Origin of the sequence: Sphingomonas cynarae, assembly GCF_039537815.1 — a bacterium.
Classification (GTDB): domain Bacteria; phylum Pseudomonadota; class Alphaproteobacteria; order Sphingomonadales; family Sphingomonadaceae; genus Sphingomonas; species Sphingomonas cynarae.
Genome location: NZ_BAABBF010000009.1, coordinates 99,742 through 122,968, shown reverse-complemented (window position 1 = coordinate 122,968; position 23,227 = coordinate 99,742). Strand labels below are relative to the sequence as shown.

Sequence of the window (23,227 nt, the reverse complement as noted above, 5' to 3'; positions counted from 1 at the left end):
TCTTCGGACCTATCGGCTACGTCACCCCCGCCGAAGCCGAAACCAACTACTATGCCGCACACAAGGAACTCGATATGGCGGCATGACCCAAACCGAACTGCCTCCGGGAAACCCGGGACGCTTCAGTGCGCTGGATTTCGATCCGATGGGCGACATGCTGTACCCGTTGCTGGAGAGCGATCGGATGGTGATCATTGACATCGGATCGGCACCCGATACCGCCGTCTTGGTGCAAGGGCCGCACCAAGACGATTGGTTGAAACGCGACTGGGACGTGAAGCAGCCAGCTTGACCGCTCACGCCCCCGGTTCCCTAAATCAGGCCTTCGTGCGTCATCGCTGTCTTTACCGACGGCAATTCCATCATGCGATCGCGAAAGGCTGCCAACGCCGCCGGAACATCGAGACCGTTCTTCCGGGCCCAGAGCAGCATGACGAATAGATAGCAGTCGGCGACGCTGACCTTTGTACCGAACAAGAAATCACCCTGCATCGTATCGGCCAGATAGCCCATCCGTTTCAGGATCACTTCGCCGGCTTTTGCCTTGTCGCTGTCGCTGCCGCCCGCGAAAAAGGGCTTGAAGCTCTTGTGAATCTCGGTTGAGATATAGGCTAGCGCCTCCAGCAGATGGGTGTGTCCCATCGGACTGGATGGCTTAAGCGCGCTGTCCTGATGGGCGATCCAATCAAGGATTGCGATGTTTTCGCTTAGGGTTTCGCCGGAATCGAGGGTGAGCGCCGGCACATATCCCTTTGGATTGATCGCCATGAAATCAGCCCCGCTGGCGGTGCTCTTGGCCTTCAGATCAACCGCTTCGTGCTCGAATGACAAACCTGCCTCATGCAAAGCGATATGGTCGGCCAGGCTGCACGCACCCGGCGAGTAATAGAGCTTCATCAGGCATCCTCCATGTTAATCGGTGTTAACGCGTCGGCCAGACGATGGCTGCGTGCCATCAATGGACGCAAAGCTGGAGATGTGCCGGCATCGCCCTTCAGGTAAGTCGGCGGGCATCATTGTATGGACAGGAATGAACGCCGCCTCGACAAGTCGGGACGGCAACCTCCTCTGCATATGGTTGGAACGGTAGTTGGCCACCGCCAGGCTCAACCAGGGAGCAGCGGAGCGACGCGGCTATCGTATCATCGTTTCGGCGTTGGCGGATCGATATCCCATTGCTGATCCCGCAGCACGGTCGAGGCGACCGGCCGACCTGCGTTGTCGCGCCAGGGATCGTAACGGAAACGCTTTTCTATCGCATTGCAGGTCGCCTGATCCATCAACGCGTTACCGCTTGATCGTATCACGGTACATGCAGTGACATGACCGTCGGTGCCGACCTGGAATCGCACGCCGACAACGCCGCTGAAGCCGGTGTCCAGAACGGGATCGGGAATATCAGATCCCTTGATCCGCCCGCGGATCAGTCGAGGTACGCGTTCCCGGCCGCTACCATCGCCATCGCCCTCACCGCCCGCGCCGCGGCCGTCACCGATCCCGCCAGCACCGGTACCCGGCCCCGCCCGATTCGACACCCCCGACATGGCCATGGCGCCGACATCGGGTAATGGCGCGAGGATGATCGGTGGAGGCGGGGCGACCCGGATGATCGGCATGGGTGCCGTTGCTTCGGTCGCCCTAGACTGAAGATTGGGCGATGACGCCCTGCCACTGGGCCTGCTGACCTTGCGGGGCGGTGGAATCACGCGTGCGATCGCCGGCACCACGGGAACCACATCGAACATCGTCAATGCTTCCTGTGCCGTGGGCACCGCGTGATGGAGGGCGAGCCCCAGGATCAGTCCGTAACCCAAGGCTCCGACAACCGCCGCGGTCGACGCTGCCGCCCCGATCCTGTCGCGCATGGGTGTCGGTGCCGTCACGGATGAAAAGATGATGCGGCGGGATGGCTTTGGCAACGCCGGCCCGGCCCGTCTGCACTTGATCTGCACATTCCTTACCTGAAATATCCGCACGTGCCGGATCAAGTCTCCACTGGCGCTCTGCAAACAGCTCGCTCTTGGCAAGAGGAGCACCCCCGTGCGGTTCAGTTTTCTTCGCAAAGCGGCAATCACCGCAATCCTCGTAGCGCTGTTTGACCGCCTGTTTACGTTCGGTTTTTCTGGTGCGGTCATCGGCGGATTCGCGACGGCGTGGCTGGTGGGAATGGTGCTGGGGCGCACCGACGTCCGACGCGACCGTCGTGCATGGTGCGCGCTGGCGCTGGCCGGGGTTTTCGCGGCGGCATTGGTCGATGATCCCGGTCCGTTGAACTGGACCCTGTTCTGGTGTGCGCTGTCGGTCGCAGCATTGATGCCGCGGACGGGAAGCTTCGACGATGCATGGCATTGGGCCGTGCGGCTGGTGCTGCATGCCGCTGCCGGCATCGTTACGCTGATCGCCGATCTTTCACGAAGTCTGCGCGCCCGGCGTGATGTACGGCACAGCCCGGGCGTGGTGGCGGCGACCCTGGCACTGCCGTTGATTGGTGGTGGCCTGTTCGTAGCGCTGTTCGCTGCCGCCAATCCGGTGATCGCACGGGCACTTGCGGCGATCCGGCTGCCGTCGATCCTGCAGATGCTGGTATGGACGTTGGCCGCCATCTGTCTGTGGCCAAGCCTGCGCCCGCATCCGCTGGCGACGCGGCTGGCCGCGCGATTGCCCGATCCCGAGCCTATCCTGCCGGGCACGTCGCTGCCATCGGTCCTGATCGCGCTTGCTTTGTTCAACGGGATTTTCGCCGTCCAGAACGCCCTCGACATCATGGTGCTGTGGAGTGGAGGTTTCCTGCCGGCGGGGATGACGCAGACCGAATATGTCCATCGCGGTGCCTATCCACTGATCGTCACCGTGCTGATCGCCGGGGTCATGGCGCTCGCGATGTTGCGTCCCGGCAGCGCGAGCGAACACCATCCTTGGGCACGACGGATGGTCGTGTTGTGGGTGGTGCAGAACCTGATCCTCGTGGCGTCCAGCGCATGGCGAACGATAGACTATATCGACACGGAGATGATGACCGGGTTGCGGCTCGCCGCACTTGTCTGGATGGCGCTGGTCGGACTGGGGCTCGTACTGATCTGCTGGCGTATTCTGTCCGGACACAGTGCGCGGTGGCTCATCAATCGAAACGCATTGGCCGCTTTTCTGGTGCTTGCCGTCTGTAGCTTCATCGATCTGGGGGCAATCGCCGCCACGTGGAACGTCCGGCATCAGTCGCCGCATCGGGTCGATCTCTGTTACCTTGCCGGATTGGGAGATGCGGCGCTGCTCCCTTTGATCCATCTTGAACACCAGACAATGGATGCCGCCATGCGTGATCGCATCCGGTATGTCCGCACGCAGACCTACGCCGATTTGTCGGCCCGACAGGAAAGCTGGACGCACTGGACGGCGCGGGGGGAACGACGGCTGGTAAGGGCGACCGCGATGCTTGGCCCCGATCCCACACGCCCCTCGCCACTGCCCAATGGCGCCTGGCGGAATTGCAACGGATCGGTCGGCGGGGCTTCGGCCCCGGCGGCTCGCCCTTGACCGCGCGGCCTGCTGCCATGATCCAGTTCCCCATGCCCCGCACGATCCTGATCGTCGACGACGATCCGCACATCCGCCAGTTGCTCGCCTTCGCGCTGACCAAGGCCGGGCTTGACACGATTGAGGCAGAGGATGGCGAGTCGGGGCTGGCCATGGCTGATACCGCTGCACCGGACCTCGTGATCCTGGACATCAACATGCCCCGCATGGACGGAATCGAGGTTTGCCGAAGGCTTCGCGCGGCAAGCGACGTGCCGATCCTGTTCCTGTCGAGCCGCGAAGACGAAATCGACCGGTGTTGGGAATCGAACTGGGGGCGGACGATTACGTCACCAAACCCTTTTCCCCGCGTGAGGTGGTGGCACGGGTGATGGCGATCCTGCGGCGGGTGGCGATCCGGCCGCCGATGATCGCGGCGACGGCAACGCTTCGTTGCGGCCTGCTGACGCTCGACATCGAAGGCTGGCAGGCCGATTGGGGTGGGCAGGCCGTGGTACTGACCGTTACAGAGTTCGGTATTCTCCGGACGCTGGCAACGATGCCGTCCAAGGTGTTCAGCCGTGACGCGATCATCGACCGGCTGCGGGGGCCCGGCTTCGCGGTGACCGACCGCACGATTGATAGCCATGTCCGCAACCTGCGTGGCAAGTTCGCGCGGGTCGGCGCCCACGACGTGATCGAGACGCGCGCGGGGATCGGCTATCGCCTTGGCGTCTGCGCCGGCGGATGATCGAGCGCGTCAAGCGTATCGTCCGGCGGTACTGGCCGCGCCTGCGGTTGCGCACGATCCTGTTGCTGACGTTCACCTTCGTCGCGGCGTTGCCGGGTGTCGGTGCGCTGTTTCTACGCGTCTACGAAAATGCCCTGGTCCGCCAGTCCGAGGCGGCACTGGTCGCGCAGGGCGCCGCACTGGCCGCGGCCGCCGCCGTGGAATGGCGGGACGGTGAGCCGATCGCGGTACCGTCCTTGCCGCCGGCGGAAGCGCCGTCCATCGACCTGCGACTGACACCGATCCTGTCCGACCGCCCCGGTCCCCATCTCGCCGCCTTGGTAAAAGATCGACAGACGTTGGCATGGACCCGGCGAGTAGCGCCCGTCATCCGCCTGACCGCGCGATCGACCGGCGCCGCTATCCTGTTGCTTGATCGCCGCGGTCACATCCTGGTCGGCCCAGGCGGGGGCGGCAGCCATGCCGACCTGCTGGAGGTCCGCATGGCGCTTGGCGGCGATGCCACCACGACGCTGCGGCGGAACCGCGCCCATCGCCCCGCCTATATGGGTGAATGGCTGGCCCGCGCCGCCGACCTGCGCATCCATCACGCCCGACCCATCGTCGCCGGTGGACGGATCGTGGGCGTCGTCCTGTTATCGCAGCCGCCACGCGCGCTGTTTGCCGGGCTGGATGCCGATCGCGGCAAGATTGCGATCGGCATACTGCTGATTTTTACGACGCTTGTTGTATTAAGCGGCCTGCTGTCACGCGGCATCGTCCGTCCGGTCGAAGCGCTGGGTGCCGCCACCCGTGTCGTTGCTAGTGGCGGCGGCACGGTGCCCGACGCGCCCACCACCGCCGCGATCGAAATTCAGGCGCTCTACCGCGACTTCGGCAGCATGGCGGAGGCGATCGAGCATCGCTCCCGCTACCTGCGCGACTTCGCCCATGCGGTCAGACATGAATTCAAGACGCCGCTGTCCGGGATCGGCGGGGCGGTCGAACTGCTGCAGGACCACCCCGACATGGGAGTGGTGGACCGCGAACGGTTCCTGACCAACATCGCATCGGATGCCGTACGACTGACCCTGCTCGTCAGCCGGCTGCTCGATCTGGCACGCGCCGATATGGCGGCGGCGATGGGCGGCGGGACGTGCGATGTCGCCGACGTCGCGAAACAGGTGGCGGACGCCGATAGCCGGAGGGGCTTCACCGTCACGCTTCGCCTGCCTTCGGATTTACCCGCGGTGGCGGTGCCGGCCGCCGCCATCGCATCCGTTTTAAGTTGCTTGATCGAGAACAGCGGTCAGGCGGGTGCGTCGCGTCTGACGATCGATGGCCGACAAAATGACAGGTCGATCGCTCTGACGGTGAGCGATGACGGTCCCGGCATTCCGCCGGGCGATCGTGCCCGCGTCTTCGAACCGTTCTTCACCAGTCGCCGAACGACGGGAGGAACCGGACTGGGGCTGCCGATTGCGCGCTCGCTGCTTGCAGCGCATCGCGGAACCATCACGCTGCTGGATGGTGAACAGGCGGGGGCGGTGTTCCGGATTACGTTACCCGTTCAGGCCAATGACTGACTCCACGTTACGTCGGCCCCTGCCCCGATCGCTGCTGGCGATCGCCGGCCTGATGGTCGCTGGCCTGATACTCCGGCTGGTGCCGATGGGTCTGCCCGGTGCCGTGGTAAAACATGGCGGATCGATCCTTTGGGCAATGATGATTCATACCATCGTCGGCATGGTCCGACCGCGCTGGTCGCCAAGCCGACGTGGTGCTGTTGCGACGATCATCGCCTGTGGGATCGAACTGTCCCAACTTTACCATCTACCCGCACTCGATGCCATGCGAGCGAACTGGCTGGGCGCCCTGTTGTTCGGGCGGGTGTTTTCGATCGTCGATCTGGTCGTCTATGCACTTGCGATCACGATCGGGACGCTTATCGATTATAAGCATCGTCGCCGCACATGAAAAAGGCTGGCTCACGACATCCCGTGAATCAGCCTCTTCCCGAACCGTCTGAACGATTACTTGCGGAGCGTGAGACCGCCACCGAAGCGCTTGTTGAAGCGGGCGACCTGACCGCCGGTGTCGAGCATGGTGCCGCGGCCACCCGTCCATGCCGGGTGCGCCAGCGGATCGATGTCGAGCGTCATGAGATCGCCTTCCTTGCCCCAGGTCGAACGAGTCTCGAACACGGTGCCATCGGTCATCTGGACGCGAATGGTGTGATAGTCGGGGTGGGTATCGGTCTTCATCGAAACGCTCCTGATATGGCTGGTTCCGACCAGCCGAAGAACAAGCCGGGGCGCTTAGCGGCCCCTGCTTCATAAGTCAAAGTTCGCGGGCCGTATCCCCCAAGGCTGCCGTCAGGCGGGCTTGGGCGGGTTTGCGATCATTGCGGTAAAGTTCGCTTCCGCAACCACTTGGCCATCAATTCTGGCAATGCCTGCAAACTTGCAGACGCTGGCGCGCTTTTGCACGAAGCTGGCTTCCAGCCGCAACAGCACCCCGGGTTCGACCGGCTTGCGGAATTTGGCTCCATCGATCGCCATGAAATAGACGAGCTTGCCCGAGCCAGCGAGGCCGAGGCTTTCGACCGCGAGGATTCCGGCGGCCTGCGCCAGCGCCTCGACGATGAGGACGCCGGGCATGATCGGCCGGCCGGGGAAGTGGCCCTGAAAGAAGCCTTCGTTGATCGTCACCGCCTTGATTGCAGCGATCCGCTTGTCGATCACCAGTTCCTCGACGCGGTCGACGAGAAGCATGGGATAGCGGTGCGGCAGCGCGGCCATGACCCGCCCGATATCGAGCGGGCCGATCACCGTTTCGGTCTCCCCGGCATCGGGCGCGGTCATGGTATCGCTCACCGGCCGGAGGGCTGTGCCGGGCGGGTGGGCGCGGTCGCGGCAGGTGCAGTGGCGGCAGGTGCAGCGCCCTGCTGCTGCTGGCCGGGTTGCCAGTTCGCGGGCGGGGTGATGCCGACGCTCGGAACCAGACGATCCAGCTCGGTGGTGATTGCGGCAGTCACGTCAGCGGTGGGATTGGCGAACAGCACGGCATCGGGACGGACCAGCATGGTGACGTTGCGGGCACGGACGACGGCCTGCACCGCATCGGACAGGCGACCGGAAATCTGCTCGATCGCATAGGCCTGCGCCCGCTGCGCCGGGGCGGTCAGGCGCGACAGTTCGGCCTGTGCCGCCTGCTCGCGCGTCTGGATCGCCTGCGCCTGCGTCTGCAGCGCCGCCTGGTTGGCGTTGGGCGCGGCGCGGGCGGTGTTGAACGCGGTCACCAGCGGCTGGAGTTCACGGCCGACCGCCTCGCGACGGGCGTTCGCCTGATCGAGCTGTGCCTTGTAGGTCGTCTCGATCTGCGCACGGGCAGCGGACCACGCCTTCGAATTGGCGACCGCACCTTCGGGATTGGCGACGGCGATGGTCTGTGCGCCGGCTGCGGTGGCAGCCAAGGCCGGAGCAACGAGGGCGGCGGCGAGGAGGAGCGTCTTGATAGTCATCAGAACTGTGTTCCTACGTTGAAGGTAATGAGCTTGTTGTCGTCGCCCTTCTGCTTGATGAGCGCCTTGGCAAGATCGATGCGCAAGGGGCCGAAGGGCGAATTCCAGTTGACGCCGATACCGACGGTCAGACGCGGACGCGCTGAATTGCCGAGAAACTGCTCGAAGAAGGGCTGGCTGACCTGGGCTATATTAACGGAGGATCCAGTGCAGGTGCCGCCAGGCGTCGCCGAATATCCCACGGCGCACGTCGTACCCAGCCCGGCATTGACCGTATCGGTCGCGCCGACCGAATAGAGAGCCAGCGTCTGGTTGTTCACGATCGTCGTGATCGGTGTACCCAGCAGCGTCGGTGAACCGTCCGGGTTGAAGAGCAGGGCACCGGTCGCGGGGTTCTTCGCCTGCGCGAAATCGGTGGTCTTGAGCGGCTGTTTCAGACTGAACAGGCTGCCGGCCTGCACATATATGGACGGACGCAGCCCGAGCTCGCGCGCGCCCGCACCAAGCGGAATCTCAAGCTCGGCCCGGCCGAGATAATAGGCCTTGCCGCCCAAGGGGTCGTCGACGATCTGGTTGCGATCGGTGACAAGCGACTGGATGCCGGTGACCGGATCGGTGACCAGCGGCGTGCGCTGCACACGGGGGCCGACGCCGCGAATGTCGAAACCACGAAAGTTCGGCTCGCCCAGATAGAAGCGATCGATGATCCGGACTTCGTCGATGCCGGGGCCGCGGTTCTTTTCCAGCGACTTGATATAGCCGCCCTCGCCCAGGAACGAGAGGACAAAGCCGCTGCCGAGCCCGTAATATTTCGCCACTTCCGCACGGGTGCGGATGTATTTCACATCGCCGCCCAGCCCGGCGAAATCCTGACTGAACGAGAAGCGCGTACCTGCCGTGGGACGCAGGCCGGAATTGAGGCTGTTGTAGATCAGCGAATAGCCGACCGACGACGTCCAGCGATTGCCGAGCGCTTCGCAAAGATAACGGCCGACCGTCGCCGTGCTGCACTGGCCATTGACCAGCAGGCTTTCGTCCAGTCCGACCTCGTCATAGGACAGGCCATAGCGGCCCGACAGCGACCAGTATTCGGTCAGCGGTACGCCGGTGCGAATTTGGAAACCGGTCGATACCTGATTGTAGAGCTGGTTGCGATCACCGTTGGTGGTGAAGTTGAACTGGTTCAGATCGCGGCGGAACAGGTCGACACCGATCGCGACGTTCTTGTCGAGCAGATAGGGTTCGGTGAAGCCCAGCTCGACGGATTTCTGATAACTGGAATAGTTGACGCCGGCGCGCAACTCCTGCCCCTTGCCGCGGAAATTGCGCTGGGTGATGTTCGCCTGGATGATGAAGCGTTCCAGCGACGAATAGCCGGCCGACAGTTGCAGTTCGCCGGTCGACTTCTCCTCCACGGGTGCCTCCAGCAGGATGCGGTCGGGCGTAGTGCCGGGCGTCCGCTTGATCTCGAACTTGTCCTGGAAGAAGCCCAGCGAGTTGATCCGGTCCTGCGATCGCTTGATCTGGAAATCGTTGAACGCATCGCCTTCGGCCAGTCGCATCTCGCGGCGGACGACCTTGTCCTGCGTCTGCGTGTTGCCGTTGATGTCGATCCGTTCGACATAGGTGCGCTGCGCCTGCGCGATGTGGAAGTTGATCCCCATCGTCAGCGTTTCACGGTCGCGCTGGAATTCGGGATCGACGTTGGTGAAGGCGTAGCCGAACAGGCCGGCGGTCTGGGACAGGTTCTCGACCGAATCCTCGACCATCTTGGCGTTGTACCAGTCGCCCTTCTTCATCGGCAGCGATGCGGCGAGACGGGTATTGTCGAAATCCCGAATCTCGCTGTCGACGGTAACGTCGCCGAACTTGTAGCGCGGCCCCTCCTCGACAACGTAGGTGATGATGAAGTCGCGCTTGTCCGGCGTCAGTTCCGCCACCGCGCTGGTGACGCGGAAATCGGCATAGCCTTCGGTCAGGTAGAATTGCCGCAGCTTCTGCTGGTCGTAATTCAGGCGATCCTGATCGTAGCTGGTGCCCGACGACAAGACGCGGAACCAGCGCGACTGTTTGGTCGCCATCTGGCCACGCAACGCATCGTCGGAGAATTTCTCGTTACCAAGGATGTTGATCTGGCGGACCTTGGACTTCGATCCCTCGGTGATCTCGAACACGATATCGACCCGGTTCTGGTCGAGGCTGACCATTTTGGGTTCGACGACCGCAGCGAATCGGCCCTGCCGACGATATAGTTCGACGATCCGGCCGACATCGGCACGCACCGCAGTACGGGTGAAAATCTGGCGGGGGGCGAGCTTCAGTTCCTTCTGGATCTTGTCGCTCTTGATCGCCTTGTTACCCTCTAGGATTACCCGGTTGATGATCGGGTTCTCGCGGATGCGCAGGACGATATCGCCGCTTTCGACACCGGAAATCGAATAATCGGCAAACAGCTCGGACGCCTGCAGATCGACCAGCGCCTGATCGAGCGTGGCGGTGGTATAGGGAATGCCGACACGAAGCTTCGTATAGGACAGCACCGTTTCCGGCTCGATCCGCTGCGACCCCTCGACGCGCAAGGTGCGAATTGTACCGCCGGCGAGCGGCGCCACCGGTGCTGGCGTAGCAGGCGTCGCCACCTGTCCGACGGCGGGAGCACGTGCCGGCCTGGAACCCTGCGTGGCGGCGGGCGTAGTAGAGGCGGGCGCGGTCTGTGCCGACACGGGGATGCCTGCGAGCATTGTGCTCGCCAGCAATGCCGTGCCGATGACAGCGACCTTTTGACGGTTATTGTTCACGCTAAAAAACCCACCCCAGGAAAACGAGTAGCCGACCCCTGCGCGGTCGCCCTGCCCCAGCTTCGTCAACCGATCAAGCCGGCCAGATTACGCCACAGGCCAAGTTGGCCCAGATCATTGAACGTCACGAGCAGCATCAAAGCCAGAATCGCGGCCAATCCACCGCGGAATGCCCATTCCTGCACATGGGGTTCGACCGGCCGGCGCCGGATCGCCTCGATCGCATAGAAGAACAGGTGGCCGCCATCGAGCATCGGCACTGGCAGCAGGTTGATGAACCCCAGATTGATGGACACCAATGCGATCAGTCCGATGAAGGCGGGCCACCCGAGGGTCATCTGTTCGCCCGAGATCTTGGCGATGCGAAGCGGTCCGCCCAGTTCGTCGACAGAACGCCGGCCGGTAAATATCTGGCCCAACGCATCGAGCGAGCCGCGCACGATCGCAACGACCTGTATCGTGCCCTCGACCGGCGCCCGCAACAACGACACCGGGCGATACTCGACCGGCGGGCTGCCGATGCCGACGCGGCCGATGCGGTAGACGTTACCGAACCGGTCACGCTGTTCGACCGTGCCGATCGTCAACGTCGTGGCGATCGGGCGGCTAGCGCGTTCGCCGGTCACCCGGATCGTCTCACCCGGGCGTAACATCGCATATTCGGCGATGCCGGCGAAATCGTCGACCGAACGACCACCCAGAGTCAGCAACCGGTCGCCTTCACGCAGGCCGGCCTTTGCCGCCGGACTTCCCCCTACGACCGAGCCGACCGTGGCCGGCGCATGGCGGGTGCCGTAGAAATGCGCAAAGCCGGCGAGGATCAGGATCGCAACAAGGAAATTCACGACGGGGCCAGCCGCCACGACGATGGCGCGCTGCCAGACGGGTTTCGACTGGAAGGTCCTTGCACGCTCCGCGGCAGGCAATGCCAGCCATTCCGCGCTAGGCTGGCTTGCAGGATTCATGTCACCGGCGAAGCGGACATACCCACCCAGCGGCAGCCAGCCGAATTTCCAGCGTGTGCCGTGCCGATCGGTAAAGCCGGCAATCTCACGTCCGAATCCGATCGAAAAGGCATCGGCGCCAATCCCGAACCAGCGACCAGCTAGATAATGGCCCATCTCATGCACGAAGACGAGTGGGCCGATCATCGCGATGAAAGCCAGCAATGTCAACGGGAAGCCGGGGGTTTCGATCAAGCGGTACGATCCTCTGCGCGCGCGCCCGCCACTATCCGCGCCCGGGCGTCGACAGCGATGACCGCGTCGAGCGTTTCGGGAGCGGGCGGGTCGTAACTATCGAGCGTATGTTCCACGATTGCGGCAATTTCGAGGAAGCCAATGCGCCCGGCCAGAAAGGCGGCGACAGCGACTTCGTTGGCGGCATTCAAAATGGCGGGACGTGCGCCACCAGCCCGCAGCACCTCTCGCGCCAGCCGCAACGCCGGAAAGCGGACCGGATCGGGTGCCGCGAAATCGAGCCGGCCCAAGGCGATCAGATCAAGCGGGGCCATCGGTGTTACCATCCGCTGCGGCCATGCCAGGCAATGCGCGATCGGCACCCGCATGTCGGATGGGCCGAGCTGCGCCAGCATCGATCCGTCGACATAATCGACCGCGGAATGGATCACCGATTGCGGATGGATGACAATCTCGATCCGGTCGGGATCGACCGGGAACAGGCGGGCAGCCTCGATCAGCTCCAGCCCCTTGTTCATCATCGTTGCCGAATCGACCGAAATTTTGGCACCCATCGACCAGTTGGGATGCGCCACCGCCTGTGCGGGGGTGACGTTCGCCATGTCCGCCAGCGACCAGTCACGGAACGGGCCGCCGCTGGCGGTCAGGACAATGCGACGGACCTGCGCAACTTGGGCGGGGTCGAGGCACTGAAAGATGGCGTTATGCTCGCTGTCCGCCGGCAGCAGCGTCGCGCCCGATGCGGCGGCGGCGGCGAGAATGACCTCGCCCGCCGACACCAACGGCTCCTTGTTCGCAAGGACGACGGTGCCCCCCTGCCCGATCGCCGCCATCACCGGCTCCAGCCCGGCACAGCCGACGATCGCTCCCATCGTCCAGTCTGCGCCGGAAGCGGCAGCAGCGATCACTGCCGCCCGGCCACCGGTAGCGCGGGTGGCGGTGCCGGCCAACGCGTCGCGCAGCGCAGGTAGACAGGCTTCGTCGGCGACGACCGCCAGTTCCGCATGGGTCCGGCGGGCAGCGGCGGCAAGCTTGGTCACGTCGCAATTGGCGGTGAGTGCCCGTACCCGGTAAAGGTTCGGTTCCCGCTCGACCAAGTCGAGCGTCGAGGTGCCGACCGATCCGGTCGCACCGAGGATGGTGACGGTCCTCATGCGAGCAGCTGCGGCAGGATCACAAGCAGCGCCGCGATCGGCGCAACCGGCACGACCCCGTCCAGCCGGTCCAGTACGCCACCATGGCCGGGCAAGACGTTGCCGGAGTCCTTTACGCCGGCCCGGCGCTTCAGCGCGCTTTCATACAGATCACCGCCCTGCGCGAGCAGACCGAGGAACGGAGTAGCGATAACGAGGCGGAACGGCAGGCCGTAACCGACATGCAGCGCGAAGGCGACGAGCGTGGCGAGGATCACACCGCCGATCAGGCCCGACCAGGTCTTGGCCGGACTGATCCGGGGGGCCAGCTTCGGCCCGCCCAGTGTCCGGCCGGTGAAGAATGCGCCGATATCGGTCGCCCAAACCAGCGACAGCGTCCATAGCGTCAGCACCAGCCCATCCGCTTGCCCACGGATCAGTAGCAGCGCGAACACCGGCAAACCGACATAAACCGCCCCGAAGGCGAGGCCGGCATCGCGCTTGACGATCGCGATGAAAAAGAATGCCGCGCCAAGCAGCCCAAGCACGAAAAAATGTGGCCCGGCCGCGATCGGCGCCATGATCGCCAGCGGCACCGACAGGGCGAATTGCGCGGTCCGCTTGGTCTTCGCATCCGCACCGTGCAAGCCCGACCATTCCGCCATCATGAACAAAGCCGCGATCACCGCCAGCAGCCAGAACACGAACCCGCCCGCATAGAGCGCGACCAGCGCGACCGCGATCATCGCCACGCTGGCGATCATGCGCAACCGGAGGTTGGACGGCGTACGCAGCTTGGCATCGGGCGTCGGAGGAAAATCTTCCGTCACAGGCCGCCGTAACGACGCTGACGCCGACCGAACGCGGCGACCGCCTCCGCCAGCGCATCGCCATCAAAGTCGGGCCATAGCGTATCGACGAACAGCAATTCGGCATAAGCCGCCTGCCACAGCAGAAAATTCGACAACCGCTGCTCGCCTGAGGTGCGGACGACCAAATCGAGCGGTGGCAGACCGGCGGTGTCCAGTTCGGCCTCGATCGCAGCCTCATCGATCTGGTCGGCGGGTAGACGCGCGGCGAGGCGGCGGGCGGCGGCGGCCAGTTCCGCCTGCGCGCCGTAGTTCAGCGCGATCGCCAGCAACGGCCCGTCATTGCCGGCAGTGCGGGCGATGGCGTCGTCGATCAGCGTGATCAGATCGGCGGAAAAGGCACGATAGTCGCCGATCACCCGCAGCCGCACATTCTCCCGCGTCAGTTCGGCGAGATCGGAGCGGATGAAAAGCCGCAACAGACCCATCAGGTCGCCGACTTCCTCGGCCGGACGCCGCCAATTTTCCGACGAAAAGGCGTAGAGCGTCAGCGCCTCGATCCCCATCGCGCGGGCGGCCCGGGTGACACGGCGCACCGCCTCCACCCCCGCCTTGTGCCCGGCGAGGCGGGGCAAATGTCGCTGGCGTGCCCAGCGGCCATTGCCGTCCATGATGATCGCGACGTGGCGCGGAATCGCGCCAGTCGCATCGGCCGGCGCGAGGATCGGGGCGGTACTCATGCCCCGCCCCGGCTACGCATCGCACCGGTGACGGAATGGACGATAGGAAACGCCCCGTCGCTCACTTGCCGAGGATTTCCTTTTCCTTGGCAGCCGACGCGGCATCGATATCGGCGATGGTCTTGTCGGTGATCTTCTGCAGCTCGGTTTCGTGACGCTTGCGCTCGTCCTCACCGAAAACGTTCTTCTTCTCGTCGACTTTCAGGTTGTCCATGCCGTCGCGGCGCACGTTGCGCGCGGCGATACGCGCCTTTTCGGCATATTGGCTGGCGAGCTTGGCGAGTTCCTTGCGGCGCTCCTCGGTCAGGTCGGGGATCGGCAGGCGCAGCGTCTGTCCGTCGTTGATCGGATTGAGACCGAGACCGGCAGAGCGGATCGCTTTTTCCACCGAACTGACGTTCGATTTGTCCCACACCTGTACCGACAGCATCCGCGGCTCGGGCGCAGAGACGGTCGCTACCTGCGACAACGGCATGTGGCTGCCATAGACCTCGACGTTGACGGGATCGAGCAGCGTCGTGGAGGCGCGACCGGTGCGCAGTCCACCCAGATCGTGCTTCAACGCGTCGATCGCGCCGGACATGCGGCGCTGGATATCGGCCTTGTCATAGGCTGGCATCGATGTTCTCCTGATTTTGCACGATCGTGCAGATGCCTTCACCGGCGAGGACCGCGGCGAAATTGCCGTGTTCGCGGATATTGAAGACCACGATCGGAATGGCGTTGTCACGGCACAATGCGATGGCGCTGGCGTCCATGACCTTCAGGTCATCGGATAGCACCTTCGAGTAAGTGACCGTATCGTAACGGGTGGCGGTCGGTACCTTCTTGGGATCGGCATCATAGACGCCGTCGACCGACGTACCCTTGAACAGCGCATCGCACTTCATCTCGGCGGCTCGCAGCGCGGCACCGGAATCGGTGGTGAAGAAGGGCGAGCCGACACCGGCGGCGAAGATCACGACGCGGCCCTTTTCCAGATGCCGTTCGGCACGACGACGGATGAAGGGTTCGCACACGCTGGCCATCGGGATCGCCGACTGGACCCGGGTATCGACGCCGATCTGCTCCAGCGCGTTCTGCACCGCCAGCGCGTTCATCACCGTGGCGAGCATCCCCATGTAATCGGCGGTCGCGCGCTCGATCCCCTTGGCCGCGGCGGACAGGCCACGAAAGATGTTGCCGCCGCCGACGACGATGCACAGTTCATACCCCTGAGCACGAACATCGGCGATCTCCTGCGCGACACGGGCGGTGACGACGGGATCGATCGCCAGACCACCCTCGCCCATCAGGACTTCGCCGGAGAGTTTCAGCAGAATGCGTTTGAAGCGGGGTTCGGTCATGCGTCTCGGTTATGTTGGGGGAAGCGGGGCAAACCCTAGACGCGGGGGACTGGCGGGGCAACCATGGTGGCCGGCCCGAAGAGAAATGTCGCACGTCCGCAACGCGGGCTACCGGGCATGTCATGCATCAGGACGAATGAGATGCGCCAGACATGCGTCATCCCCAAAACGGTTTGAAGGCCGTCGGTGTGCGTGGCAACGGACACCCGTTACCTCGACGCCTCCAAACTCCAGACCGTATGGGGAAGCAACAAGTGGATCGCCCGGCCCGGTAAAGGACCGGGCGTCCAGTATCAGTTGCCCTGCGGCACGCCCGATACGGCAGCTACTTCCGCCGCGAAGTCGGATGCCTCCTTCTCGATGCCCTCGCCGAGCTGGAAGCGGACATAGTCCTTCAGGACGATGGTAGTGCCGGCGTCCTTGCCTGCCTTGGCCACGACGTCGCTGATCTTGGTCTTGCCGTCCATCACGAACAGCTGGCTGACCAACGCGTGCTCCTTGCGGTACTTGGCGATCGAGCCTTCGACCATCTTGGCGATGATGTCGGCTGGCTTGCCTGATTCGCCGGCCTTTTCGGCAGCGATCGCACGCTCACGCTCGATCTCGGTCTCGTCGAGATCCGCCTCATTCAGCGCCTTGGGGAAGGCGGCGGCGATGTGCATCGCCAGCTGCTTGCCCAGACCCTGCAGCACCTCGTCCGACGCGTCGGATTCAAGCGCGACGAGGACGCCGATCTTGCCCATGCCCGGGGACTGCGCGTTGTGGACGTAGGACACGACCGCGCCCTTGCTCACTTCAAGGCGCTTGGCGCGACGCAAGGACTGATTCTCGCCGATCGTGGCGATGTTGTTCGTCAGCACCTCGGCGACGGTCGTACCCGACGGCATCGCCGCAGCCTTGATCGTCTCGATATCATCGCCGGCCGCCAGCGCGATCTGCGTGACTTCGCGGACGAACGCCTGGAACTGGTCGTTCTTGGCGACGAAATCGGTTTCCGAATTCACCTCGACTGCAGCACCCTTGTTGCCCGACGTCGCGACGCCGACCAGACCCTCGGCGGCGGTGCGGCTCGACTTCTTCTGTGCGGCCGCGAGGCCCTTGGTGCGCAGCCAGTCGAGCGCGGCGTCCATATCGCCCGAGGTCTCGTTCAGCGCCTTCTTGCAATCCATCATGCCCGCGCCGCTCTTCTCGCGCAGGTCCTTGACCATCGCTGCCGTGATATCGGCCATGTCTGTCGTCCTTCTGTTCTGAATGTGGTTGCGGGCGAGGCCGGGCGTTTCCGCGCCCTGCCCCGCCCGCATGACGAACCCGTGAAGGTTATGCGTCGATCTGGCGCTCGGTCTCGGCGCCGGCACCCTCGACCGTGGCGGTCGCGGCATCTTCCGGCTCGTCGCCGGGCTGCGCGGCCGGCGTTTCGACCGTCAGCGTCTCTTCGGCGACCGGCTCGGCCATCGCACCCATATCGGCACCCGAACGGCGCTGCTGCTCCTGGCCGCCACGGGTCGCGGCGATGGCGATCGCCTCGCAATACAGGCGGATGGCACGGGCGGCGTCGTCATTGGCGGGAACCGGGAAGGCGATGCCGTCCGGCGACACGTTCGAATCGAGGATCGCCACGACGGGGATGCCGAGCGTGTTGGCTTCCTTGATCGCCAGCTCTTCCTTGTTCGCATCGATCACGAACATCACGTCGGGAATACCGCCCATGTCGCGGATGCCGCCCAGCGACAGTTCCAGCTTGTCCTTTTCACGGGTCAGCTGCAGCACTTCCTTCTTGGTCAGGCCGTGCGTGTCGCCCGACAGCTGCTCTTCCAGCGTCTTCATGCGCTTGATCGAGTTGCTGATCGTCTTCCAGTTGGTGAGCATCCCGCCCAGCCAGCGATGGTTGACGAAATGCTGGCCGGCGCGCCGCGCCGAATCGGCGATCGGCTCCTGCGCCTGGCGCTTGGTGCCGACGAACAGCACCTTGCCGCCGCCCGCAACCGACGACGATACGAATTCCAGCGCGCGCGCGAACAGCGGCACGGTCTGCGACAGGTCGAGGATATGGACGCCGTTGCGGTCACCGAAGATGTATGGCTTCATCTTGGGGTTCCAGCGATGCGTCTGGTGGCCAAAATGCGCACCGGTTTCGATCAGCTGCTGCATGGTGACGACGGGTGCCGCCATAGGTAATTCCTTCCGGTTGAGCCTCTGGGAAGCGGATGACGCGTGGCCTGAAGACCTGCGCACCGGGCTATGATGCTTCCCATGTGGGGTTGAGGCGCGCCACTTACCGTACCTGCACAGCACGCGCAACCGTTCCGTTTCATTGCCGAATCGGCTTGACGGGCGGAACGTGATAGGAACATAACAGGTTCAACAGACGTACAGTCTTCCGATTATACGGGTTCGGCACGGATCGCTGCCGTTAGTCGCTATGATGGTTGCAGTATTGCCGGGAACTGGCCGGCTGAGTCGAGGGTTGGCGCAGGCGACAGGATTTGGCGCTTGCGGACAGGGAGGCGTATATGATGGCAGTCGTCAGTATCGTAGTGTTCGCAGGCGCGCTGGTCACTGCCATCGCCGTGATTGCCTTTGCGGTAGGCCCACATTGGTCACGGATGGTTCGCGTGGCTGCGGGCCATGCCGATCGTGGTTTCGCACCGCTCGAACAACTGGTTCGTGCCGAGCGGCGGATCGCAGTCAGGCGGCGGGCGTCACTGCCGGTGCCGGCGCGACGGTTGCGCGAAGTCGCCTGACCCGGGCGTAGCTGGCTATGCTGAAAGGCAGTGCGACCAGATAGGCAATAATGATCGCACTGAGCGCATGCCATGGCGCGGTGACCAGGGCAGCTCCGATCAGGACCACCACGGCCAGTGCCTCGAACCGGACGGTACGACGCAGCCGCAGCGATTTCCATGAGAAGGTGGCGAGGCTCGACACCATCAGCATTGCCACGAACACCACCCAAGGTGCAACAAGATAGGGCGAATTGAGAATCGGCAGGTCGGTCCACAGCCACAGGATCAGCGGCAACAGGGCCAGACCGGCACCGGCCGGCGCCGGTACGCCGGTCATGAAACCGGCAGACTTATGAGGTTGCTCGACCTCATCGATATTGGCGTTGAACCGGGCGAGGCGGAGGGCGCAGAATACCGCCAGTACAAGTGCTGCGGCCCAGCCGAAACGTGGTAGCGCGGACAATGACCAAAGATACAGGATCAGTGCCGGCGCGACGCCGAACGAGATCGCGTCCGACAGCGAATCGAGTTCGGCTCCGAACCGACTTTCGCCGCGCAGCATCCGGGCGATCCGGCCGTCGATGCCGTCCAGCGCCCCCGCGATCATGATCATCGTGACCGCGCGCTCCCATTCGCCCGAGATTGCGAACCGCACGCCCGACAATCCCGAACACAGCGCCAGCGCCGTGACGGCGTTGGGCGCGACCGCCCTGAGCGGAAGGCCGCGGGGGGGGCGGGCGAACCGCCGGGCACGCAACTGATCGCGCGCGCGGCGCTCGCGCAGCGGTAGCGTGCCGTCGCCCGGATCGACGGGACGGTGATCGTCGTTCTGCGGCGTTGTCACTGTGCGATACCGGTGACGGCAGTGGCACCGAGGCGGCCGATCACCGTCTCGCCCGCGATCGAGCGCTGGCCCAGCGTGACCTGCGGTGCGATGTCGTCAGGCAGGAACACATCAACGCGACTGCCGAAGCGGATCAGCCCGATCCGCTGGCCGGTCGCGACCATGTCGCCTGCCTTCACGAACGGCACGATACGGCGCGCTACCAGCCCGGCGATCTGGGTGAAGCCGATGCGACGGACGGTACCATCCGGCTGCGGACGGCTTTCCACGACAATATGCTGACGCTCGTTTTCATCCGACGCCTTGTCGAGATCGGCGTTGAGGAACTTGCCGGAGATGTAGACGACCTGACGGATCGTACCGGCGATCGGGGTGCGGTTGATATGGACGTCGAACACCGACATGAAGATTGACACACGGGTCAGCGGCGCCTCGCCCAGTTCGCCGACCAGCTCTCGCGGCACCGGCACGCGCTGGATCATGGTGACGAGGCCGTCGGCCGGCGCGACGATCAGCCCGTCGCCCTGCGGGGTGGTGCGGATGGGATCGCGAAAGAACGTCGCCACCCACAGGGTGACGCCCACCATCGGCCAGAACAGCACGTTCGATATGATGGTAAGCAGCAGCGTGATCCCGGCCGAGATCGCGACATATTTTCGCCCTTCGGGATGAACGGCGGGGAAGCGCCATTTCACCGTGGTGGTCGTAAGGGGCGGCTTGTCGAGTGAGGTCATGGCAACCGGTGTACCGGCATGGGCCGCCGGTGACAATCGCACGTCCCCGGCCGCCACATCCGTATCCGGCTCAGGCATAGACGATCCGCAACGCGTAGCGACGACGACGGATCGTCGAGGCGACCAGCGCGAAACCCGCGATCATCATCAGCCAGCTAGCCGGCTCGGGGATGGCGGCGATGCCCAGTTGCGTGGTCAGTCCGTTTGCGATTGCGCGATGGAGTTGCGTGGTCGGATGGATGTCGTCGAAATAGACGAAGCCCTCGCAACCGGGTGCCTGCCCCGGCGTGGCCAGGCAGATATCACGCTGGTTGAGTGTAGCCGGCAAGCCGAACGCCTGCGGATCGGCGCCGAGACGGCGCTGATAGTCGAACAGGTCGAAGAAACGGGCATCGGCGCCGCTGCGTCCCGCAAAGGCGGCCACGATATCGTCGATGCCCTGCAGATCGTCTACACCCGTCGCAGGGTCATAACCCGAATTAAGCATCCGCGACAGATCTTCGCCCTTGTCGTTCAGAATGGCCGACCCACGTCGTGTTACGTTAGGAATTTTGCCGATATCGGGCAGACCGGTAACGATGAAATTGCGCGCGCCACTCGTGTAGAGCGCGTCCAGCCCGGACGACAGGGCGGCGAGCGATGCACTGAAATCGGCCACGAAATCCTGCGGCCTGCCGGCGGCGAGGAACCCGCCGAACCGTGTCAGTTCGTTGCGGACATCGTTGCCGCCGAACGTCAGAAGCACCAGCGAGCTTCCGTCGATCGTCTTGCCAGACAGGGCGAATTGTCCAATCTGCTCCGCGAAACTGGGACTGGCATCACCCGTCATCTCGCGCGCCTGCGCCCCACCAACCGAGAAGTTCAGGCCGCCGAGCAGCGACGCCTGGGTGCGCGTACCGCCGATCGACATCGACAGGTAATCGGCAAACGTATCGCCATTGGAGAAGCGCCCCTGAAAATAGCCGGCCGCGGCGGGCGCGGGATCGGTCCTGCCCGCCCGACGCTGACCTTCCTGCGCGTTGCCGGCATCGACCAGGCTATCGCCGAACACGAACAGGTTGCTGTAACGCTGCTGGGCGGCGGCAGGTGTCGCCATCAACAGCAATGGAGCTGTGGCCATGGCGATACGGGCCAGCGCGCGATCGGTCGCTTTCATCACTCTCTCCCTGACATTTATATGTCGTTAACCGCATCATGGCGCGTTGCGCGGTTCGACGGAACCGAAATCTGCATCACCCCTGCGGTTGCCAGCCCGTGACGTGCATCCTAGACGCAGATGCATCCCCTCCCCTGCCAAGGAACGTGAAGATGGCGAAGATCAAGGTGAAGACGCCCGTCGTGGAGATCGACGGCGACGAGATGACGCGGATCATCTGGGAATGGATCCGCGAACGCCTCATCAAGCCCTATCTCGACATCGAACTGGCTTATTTCGACCTCAGCGTCGAAAACCGCGATGCGACGGGCGATCAGGTGACGATCGACAGCGCGCATGCCACGCAGAAGTACGGCGTGGCGGTGAAGTGCGCGACGATCACCCCCGACGAGCAGCGCGTCGAGGAATTCGGCCTGAAGAAGATGTGGAAGTCGCCCAACGGCACGATCCGCAACATCCTGGGCGGCGTGATCTTCCGCGAGCCGATCGTCATCCAGAACGTTCCGCGGCTGATCCCGGGCTGGACGCACCCGATCGTCGTCGGCCGCCACGCGTTCGGCGACCAGTACAAGGCGACCGATTTCCTCGTCCCCGGTGCCGGCAAGCTGACCATGAAGTGGGAAGGCAAGGACGGTCAGGTCCTGGAATATGAGGTGTTCGATTTCCCCGAGGCGGGCGTCGCCATGGGCATGTACAATCTCGACCAGTCGATCCGCGACTTCGCGCGCGCCAGCATGAACTATTCGCTGAACCGCGGCTGGCCGCTGTACCTCAGCACGAAGAACACCATCCTGAAGGCCTATGACGGCCGCTTCAAGGATCTGTTCGCCGAGATCTTCGAGGCCGAGTTCAAGCAGAAGTTCGCCGATGCGGGCATCGTGTACGAACATCGCCTGATCGACGACATGGTCGCCTCCGCGCTCAAGTGGAACGGCGAGTTCGTGTGGGCCTGCAAGAACTATGATGGCGACGTGCAGTCGGATCAGGTCGCGCAGGGCTTCGGGTCGCTGGGCCTGATGACGTCGGTGCTGATGACCCCGGATGGCAAGACGATCGAGGCGGAAGCGGCGCACGGCACCGTCACGCGCCACTATCGCCAGCACCAGCAGGGCAAGGCAACCTCGACCAACCCGATCGCGTCGATCTTCGCCTGGACCGGTGGCCTGAAGTATCGCGGCAAGTTCGACGACACGCCCGAAGTGACGAAGTTCGCCGAGACGCTGGAGCGCGTCTGCATCGAGACGGTGGAGAACGGCCACATGACCAAGGATCTCGCGATCCTGATCGGCCCGGACCAGCCCTGGATGACGACCGAGCAGTTCTTCGAGCAGGTGCGCAAGAACCTCGAAACCAAGATGGCCAGCTGGGCCTGATCGATCGCCGGCGTCGTGCCGGCGGCGTCGGTCTTCGCGAGAAAGGGTCCGGAAGCGATCGCTTCCGGACCCTTTTTGCCGTCAGTCGGACAGCGTTTCCAGATAGGCGATGACGTCGGCGCGTTCGAGCGGATCGGCGATCCCGGCGAAACGCATCGTGGTGCCGGGGGCAAAACGGGCGGGATTTGCCAGCCAGCGATCCATTGTCGTGGCGCTCCACCGTCCGCCGATGCGACTGAGCGCGTCGGTATAGCCATAGCGCGCGCTGCCGCCGGCGATCGGCCGCCCTATGACGGCATGAAGATTGGGACCGGCCCGATCGCCGCCATTCTTCACGAAGGTATGGCAGGCAAGGCACTGCCGCGCGGCATGGCTCCCGGCCCCTGCATCGGCAATGCGCAACAGCGCCGGCAGATCGGCATCGGAACCGGCGGCGGCGCGTCGCGCCTCACGGTCGGCATTGCCACAGGCTGCAAGACCAAGGGTTAAAAGCGGGATGAGGAGACGGTCGAAAGACATGGGCGACCTCTATCGGCGTGGAACGGTCACGCACAGCGGACGGATCGTTCCGGATGGTAATTCGATTCCATACGGGCCTGACAAGCGGCG

At 64.0% G+C, this 23,227-nt stretch carries 24 protein-coding genes and 2 pseudogenes; 7 read left to right on the top strand and 19 right to left on the bottom strand.

Annotated elements, in window-relative coordinates:
• Nucleotides 1-82: 82 nt before the first annotated feature.
• Nucleotides 83-292 carry a hypothetical protein gene (locus tag ABD719_RS16350; RefSeq protein ID WP_344694425.1) on the top strand — a complete coding sequence of 70 codons (210 nt, stop codon included), beginning with the start codon at nt 83-85 and terminating at the stop codon, nt 290-292.
• A 20-nt stretch (nt 293-312) separates the two neighbouring features.
• On the opposite strand, the gene ABD719_RS16345 is transcribed toward ABD719_RS16350, so the two are convergent.
• On the bottom strand, nt 313-897 hold the full coding sequence (locus tag ABD719_RS16345; RefSeq protein WP_344694424.1) for a glutathione S-transferase N-terminal domain-containing protein: 585 nt from the start codon (nt 895-897) through the stop codon (nt 313-315).
• A gap of 245 nt (nt 898-1,142) precedes the next feature.
• Entirely contained in the window at nt 1,143-1,988 is an 846-nt protein-coding gene (locus ABD719_RS16340) for an energy transducer TonB (RefSeq protein ID WP_344694423.1), read from the bottom strand.
• 52 nt (nt 1,989-2,040) lie between these two features.
• Here ABD719_RS16340 and ABD719_RS16335 point away from each other — a divergent pair, with 52 nt between their 5' ends.
• The 5 genes from ABD719_RS16335 (at nt 2,041) to ABD719_RS16315 (ending at nt 6,217) form a co-directional block, all read left to right on the top strand.
• Nucleotides 2,041-3,531 (top strand): DUF4153 domain-containing protein, encoded by a 1,491-nt coding sequence (locus tag ABD719_RS16335; RefSeq protein WP_344694422.1) that lies wholly within the window; start codon nt 2,041-2,043, stop codon nt 3,529-3,531.
• A 17-nt stretch (nt 3,532-3,548) separates the two neighbouring features.
• Nucleotides 3,549-3,902, top strand: coding sequence for a response regulator (locus tag ABD719_RS16330; RefSeq protein WP_344694421.1), 354 nt, complete (start codon nt 3,549-3,551; stop codon nt 3,900-3,902).
• Entirely contained in the window at nt 3,827-4,261 is a 435-nt protein-coding gene (locus ABD719_RS16325; RefSeq protein WP_344694420.1) for a winged helix-turn-helix domain-containing protein, read from the top strand. The genes ABD719_RS16330 and ABD719_RS16325 overlap by 76 nt, the downstream gene beginning before the upstream one ends.
• A complete protein-coding gene (locus ABD719_RS16320; protein ID WP_344694419.1) occupies nt 4,258-5,826 on the top strand; it encodes a sensor histidine kinase in 1,569 nt (522 codons plus the stop codon). The genes ABD719_RS16325 and ABD719_RS16320 overlap by 4 nt, the downstream gene beginning before the upstream one ends.
• A gap of 136 nt (nt 5,827-5,962) precedes the next feature.
• Nucleotides 5,963-6,217 (top strand): ribosomal maturation YjgA family protein, encoded by a 255-nt coding sequence (locus ABD719_RS16315; protein WP_344694418.1) that lies wholly within the window; start codon nt 5,963-5,965, stop codon nt 6,215-6,217.
• A gap of 56 nt (nt 6,218-6,273) precedes the next feature.
• Here ABD719_RS16315 and rpmE read toward each other — a convergent pair whose 3' ends face one another.
• The 16 genes and pseudogenes from rpmE to ABD719_RS16240 form a co-directional block, all read right to left on the bottom strand.
• Nucleotides 6,274-6,504 carry a 50S ribosomal protein L31 gene (gene rpmE / locus ABD719_RS16310; protein ID WP_192127866.1) on the bottom strand — a complete coding sequence of 77 codons (231 nt, stop codon included), beginning with the start codon at nt 6,502-6,504 and terminating at the stop codon, nt 6,274-6,276.
• 111 nt (nt 6,505-6,615) lie between these two features.
• Nucleotides 6,616-7,104, bottom strand: coding sequence for a 3-hydroxyacyl-ACP dehydratase FabZ (gene fabZ, locus ABD719_RS16305; RefSeq protein WP_344694417.1), 489 nt, complete (start codon nt 7,102-7,104; stop codon nt 6,616-6,618).
• A gap of 8 nt (nt 7,105-7,112) precedes the next feature.
• Entirely contained in the window at nt 7,113-7,763 is a 651-nt protein-coding gene (locus tag ABD719_RS16300) for an OmpH family outer membrane protein (protein WP_344694416.1), read from the bottom strand.
• Nucleotides 7,763-10,504: an outer membrane protein assembly factor BamA gene (gene bamA, locus ABD719_RS16295; RefSeq protein WP_344694415.1), complete on the bottom strand. Its 2,742-nt coding sequence runs from the start codon at nt 10,502-10,504 to the stop codon at nt 7,763-7,765. The genes ABD719_RS16300 and bamA overlap by 1 nt, the downstream gene beginning before the upstream one ends.
• A 122-nt stretch (nt 10,505-10,626) precedes the next feature.
• Nucleotides 10,627-11,760 carry a M50 family metallopeptidase gene (locus ABD719_RS16290; RefSeq protein ID WP_344694414.1) on the bottom strand — a complete coding sequence of 378 codons (1,134 nt, stop codon included), beginning with the start codon at nt 11,758-11,760 and terminating at the stop codon, nt 10,627-10,629.
• Entirely contained in the window at nt 11,757-12,914 is a 1,158-nt protein-coding gene (dxr, locus tag ABD719_RS16285) for a 1-deoxy-D-xylulose-5-phosphate reductoisomerase (protein WP_344694413.1), read from the bottom strand. Before dxr ends, ABD719_RS16290 begins: the two co-directional genes overlap by 4 nt.
• Nucleotides 12,911-13,657 carry a phosphatidate cytidylyltransferase gene (locus ABD719_RS16280; RefSeq protein ID WP_344694434.1) on the bottom strand — a complete coding sequence of 249 codons (747 nt, stop codon included), beginning with the start codon at nt 13,655-13,657 and terminating at the stop codon, nt 12,911-12,913. Before ABD719_RS16280 ends, dxr begins: the two co-directional genes overlap by 4 nt.
• A gap of 62 nt (nt 13,658-13,719) precedes the next feature.
• Nucleotides 13,720-14,442: a polyprenyl diphosphate synthase gene (gene uppS, locus ABD719_RS16275; RefSeq protein WP_344694412.1), complete on the bottom strand. Its 723-nt coding sequence runs from the start codon at nt 14,440-14,442 to the stop codon at nt 13,720-13,722.
• Nucleotides 14,443-14,503: 61 nt separating this feature from the next.
• Nucleotides 14,504-15,061: a ribosome recycling factor gene (gene frr / locus ABD719_RS16270; protein WP_344694411.1), complete on the bottom strand. Its 558-nt coding sequence runs from the start codon at nt 15,059-15,061 to the stop codon at nt 14,504-14,506.
• Nucleotides 15,048-15,788 (bottom strand): UMP kinase, encoded by a 741-nt coding sequence (gene pyrH / locus ABD719_RS16265; RefSeq protein WP_344694410.1) that lies wholly within the window; start codon nt 15,786-15,788, stop codon nt 15,048-15,050. The genes frr and pyrH overlap by 14 nt, the downstream gene beginning before the upstream one ends.
• A gap of 293 nt (nt 15,789-16,081) precedes the next feature.
• Complete coding sequence (gene tsf / locus ABD719_RS16260) at nt 16,082-17,017, bottom strand: translation elongation factor Ts (RefSeq protein WP_344694409.1); 936 nt, start codon at nt 17,015-17,017, stop codon at nt 16,082-16,084.
• Nucleotides 17,018-17,105: 88 nt separating this feature from the next.
• The gene (gene rpsB / locus ABD719_RS16255) at nt 17,106-17,957 is read right to left on the bottom strand and encodes a 30S ribosomal protein S2 (RefSeq protein ID WP_344694408.1); all 852 of its coding nucleotides are present in this window, start codon (nt 17,955-17,957) and stop codon (nt 17,106-17,108) included.
• Between the two features lie 516 nt (nt 17,958-18,473).
• Nucleotides 18,474-19,268: a CDP-alcohol phosphatidyltransferase family protein gene (locus tag ABD719_RS16250; RefSeq protein ID WP_344694433.1), complete on the bottom strand. Its 795-nt coding sequence runs from the start codon at nt 19,266-19,268 to the stop codon at nt 18,474-18,476.
• 83 nt (nt 19,269-19,351) lie between these two features.
• Nucleotides 19,352-20,089 (bottom strand): phosphatidylserine decarboxylase, encoded by a 738-nt coding sequence (locus ABD719_RS16245; RefSeq protein ID WP_344694432.1) that lies wholly within the window; start codon nt 20,087-20,089, stop codon nt 19,352-19,354.
• Between the two features lie 70 nt (nt 20,090-20,159).
• Nucleotides 20,160-20,270 (bottom strand): annotated as a pseudogene (locus ABD719_RS18735) (PEPxxWA-CTERM sorting domain-containing protein); the annotation flags it as partial.
• Between the two features lie 30 nt (nt 20,271-20,300).
• Nucleotides 20,301-21,185: pseudogene (locus tag ABD719_RS16240) on the bottom strand (SGNH/GDSL hydrolase family protein); the annotation flags it as partial.
• Nucleotides 21,186-21,397: 212 nt separating this feature from the next.
• Between ABD719_RS16240 and ABD719_RS16235 the strand changes: the two are divergent.
• Nucleotides 21,398-22,618 (top strand): NADP-dependent isocitrate dehydrogenase, encoded by a 1,221-nt coding sequence (locus ABD719_RS16235; RefSeq protein WP_192127849.1) that lies wholly within the window; start codon nt 21,398-21,400, stop codon nt 22,616-22,618.
• Nucleotides 22,619-22,699: 81 nt separating this feature from the next.
• On the opposite strand, the gene ABD719_RS16230 is transcribed toward ABD719_RS16235, so the two are convergent.
• A complete protein-coding gene (locus ABD719_RS16230) occupies nt 22,700-23,137 on the bottom strand; it encodes a c-type cytochrome (RefSeq protein WP_344694406.1) in 438 nt (145 codons plus the stop codon).
• Nucleotides 23,138-23,227 lie beyond the last annotated feature (90 nt).

What these genes read in the sequence shown, in the direction of transcription:
- ABD719_RS16320 (WP_344694419.1), top strand. Translation starts at nt 4,258, where the DNA reads ATGATCGAGCGCGTCAAGCGTATCGTCCGGCGGTACTGGCCGCGCCTG.
- ABD719_RS16230 (WP_344694406.1), bottom strand. Translation starts at nt 23,137, where the DNA reads ATGTCTTTCGACCGTCTCCTCATCCCGCTTTTAACCCTTGGTCTTGCA.
- pyrH (WP_344694410.1), bottom strand. Translation starts at nt 15,788, where the DNA reads ATGACCGAACCCCGCTTCAAACGCATTCTGCTGAAACTCTCCGGCGAA.
- rpmE (WP_192127866.1), bottom strand. Translation starts at nt 6,504, where the DNA reads ATGAAGACCGATACCCACCCCGACTATCACACCATTCGCGTCCAGATG.
- rpsB (WP_344694408.1), bottom strand. Translation starts at nt 17,957, where the DNA reads ATGGCGGCACCCGTCGTCACCATGCAGCAGCTGATCGAAACCGGTGCG.
- uppS (WP_344694412.1), bottom strand. Translation starts at nt 14,442, where the DNA reads ATGAGTACCGCCCCGATCCTCGCGCCGGCCGATGCGACTGGCGCGATT.
- ABD719_RS16345 (WP_344694424.1), bottom strand. Translation starts at nt 897, where the DNA reads ATGAAGCTCTATTACTCGCCGGGTGCGTGCAGCCTGGCCGACCATATC.
- ABD719_RS16245 (WP_344694432.1), bottom strand. Translation starts at nt 20,089, where the DNA reads ATGACCTCACTCGACAAGCCGCCCCTTACGACCACCACGGTGAAATGG.
- tsf (WP_344694409.1), bottom strand. Translation starts at nt 17,017, where the DNA reads ATGGCCGATATCACGGCAGCGATGGTCAAGGACCTGCGCGAGAAGAGC.
- ABD719_RS16350 (WP_344694425.1), top strand. Translation starts at nt 83, where the DNA reads ATGACCCAAACCGAACTGCCTCCGGGAAACCCGGGACGCTTCAGTGCG.
- ABD719_RS16330 (WP_344694421.1), top strand. Translation starts at nt 3,549, where the DNA reads ATGATCCAGTTCCCCATGCCCCGCACGATCCTGATCGTCGACGACGAT.
- bamA (WP_344694415.1), bottom strand. Translation starts at nt 10,504, where the DNA reads ATGCTCGCAGGCATCCCCGTGTCGGCACAGACCGCGCCCGCCTCTACT.
- dxr (WP_344694413.1), bottom strand. Translation starts at nt 12,914, where the DNA reads ATGAGGACCGTCACCATCCTCGGTGCGACCGGATCGGTCGGCACCTCG.
- frr (WP_344694411.1), bottom strand. Translation starts at nt 15,061, where the DNA reads ATGCCAGCCTATGACAAGGCCGATATCCAGCGCCGCATGTCCGGCGCG.
- ABD719_RS16235 (WP_192127849.1), top strand. Translation starts at nt 21,398, where the DNA reads ATGGCGAAGATCAAGGTGAAGACGCCCGTCGTGGAGATCGACGGCGAC.
- fabZ (WP_344694417.1), bottom strand. Translation starts at nt 7,104, where the DNA reads ATGACCGCGCCCGATGCCGGGGAGACCGAAACGGTGATCGGCCCGCTC.
- ABD719_RS16315 (WP_344694418.1), top strand. Translation starts at nt 5,963, where the DNA reads ATGATGATTCATACCATCGTCGGCATGGTCCGACCGCGCTGGTCGCCA.
- ABD719_RS16280 (WP_344694434.1), bottom strand. Translation starts at nt 13,657, where the DNA reads ATGATCGCCAGCGTGGCGATGATCGCGGTCGCGCTGGTCGCGCTCTAT.
- ABD719_RS16300 (WP_344694416.1), bottom strand. Translation starts at nt 7,763, where the DNA reads ATGACTATCAAGACGCTCCTCCTCGCCGCCGCCCTCGTTGCTCCGGCC.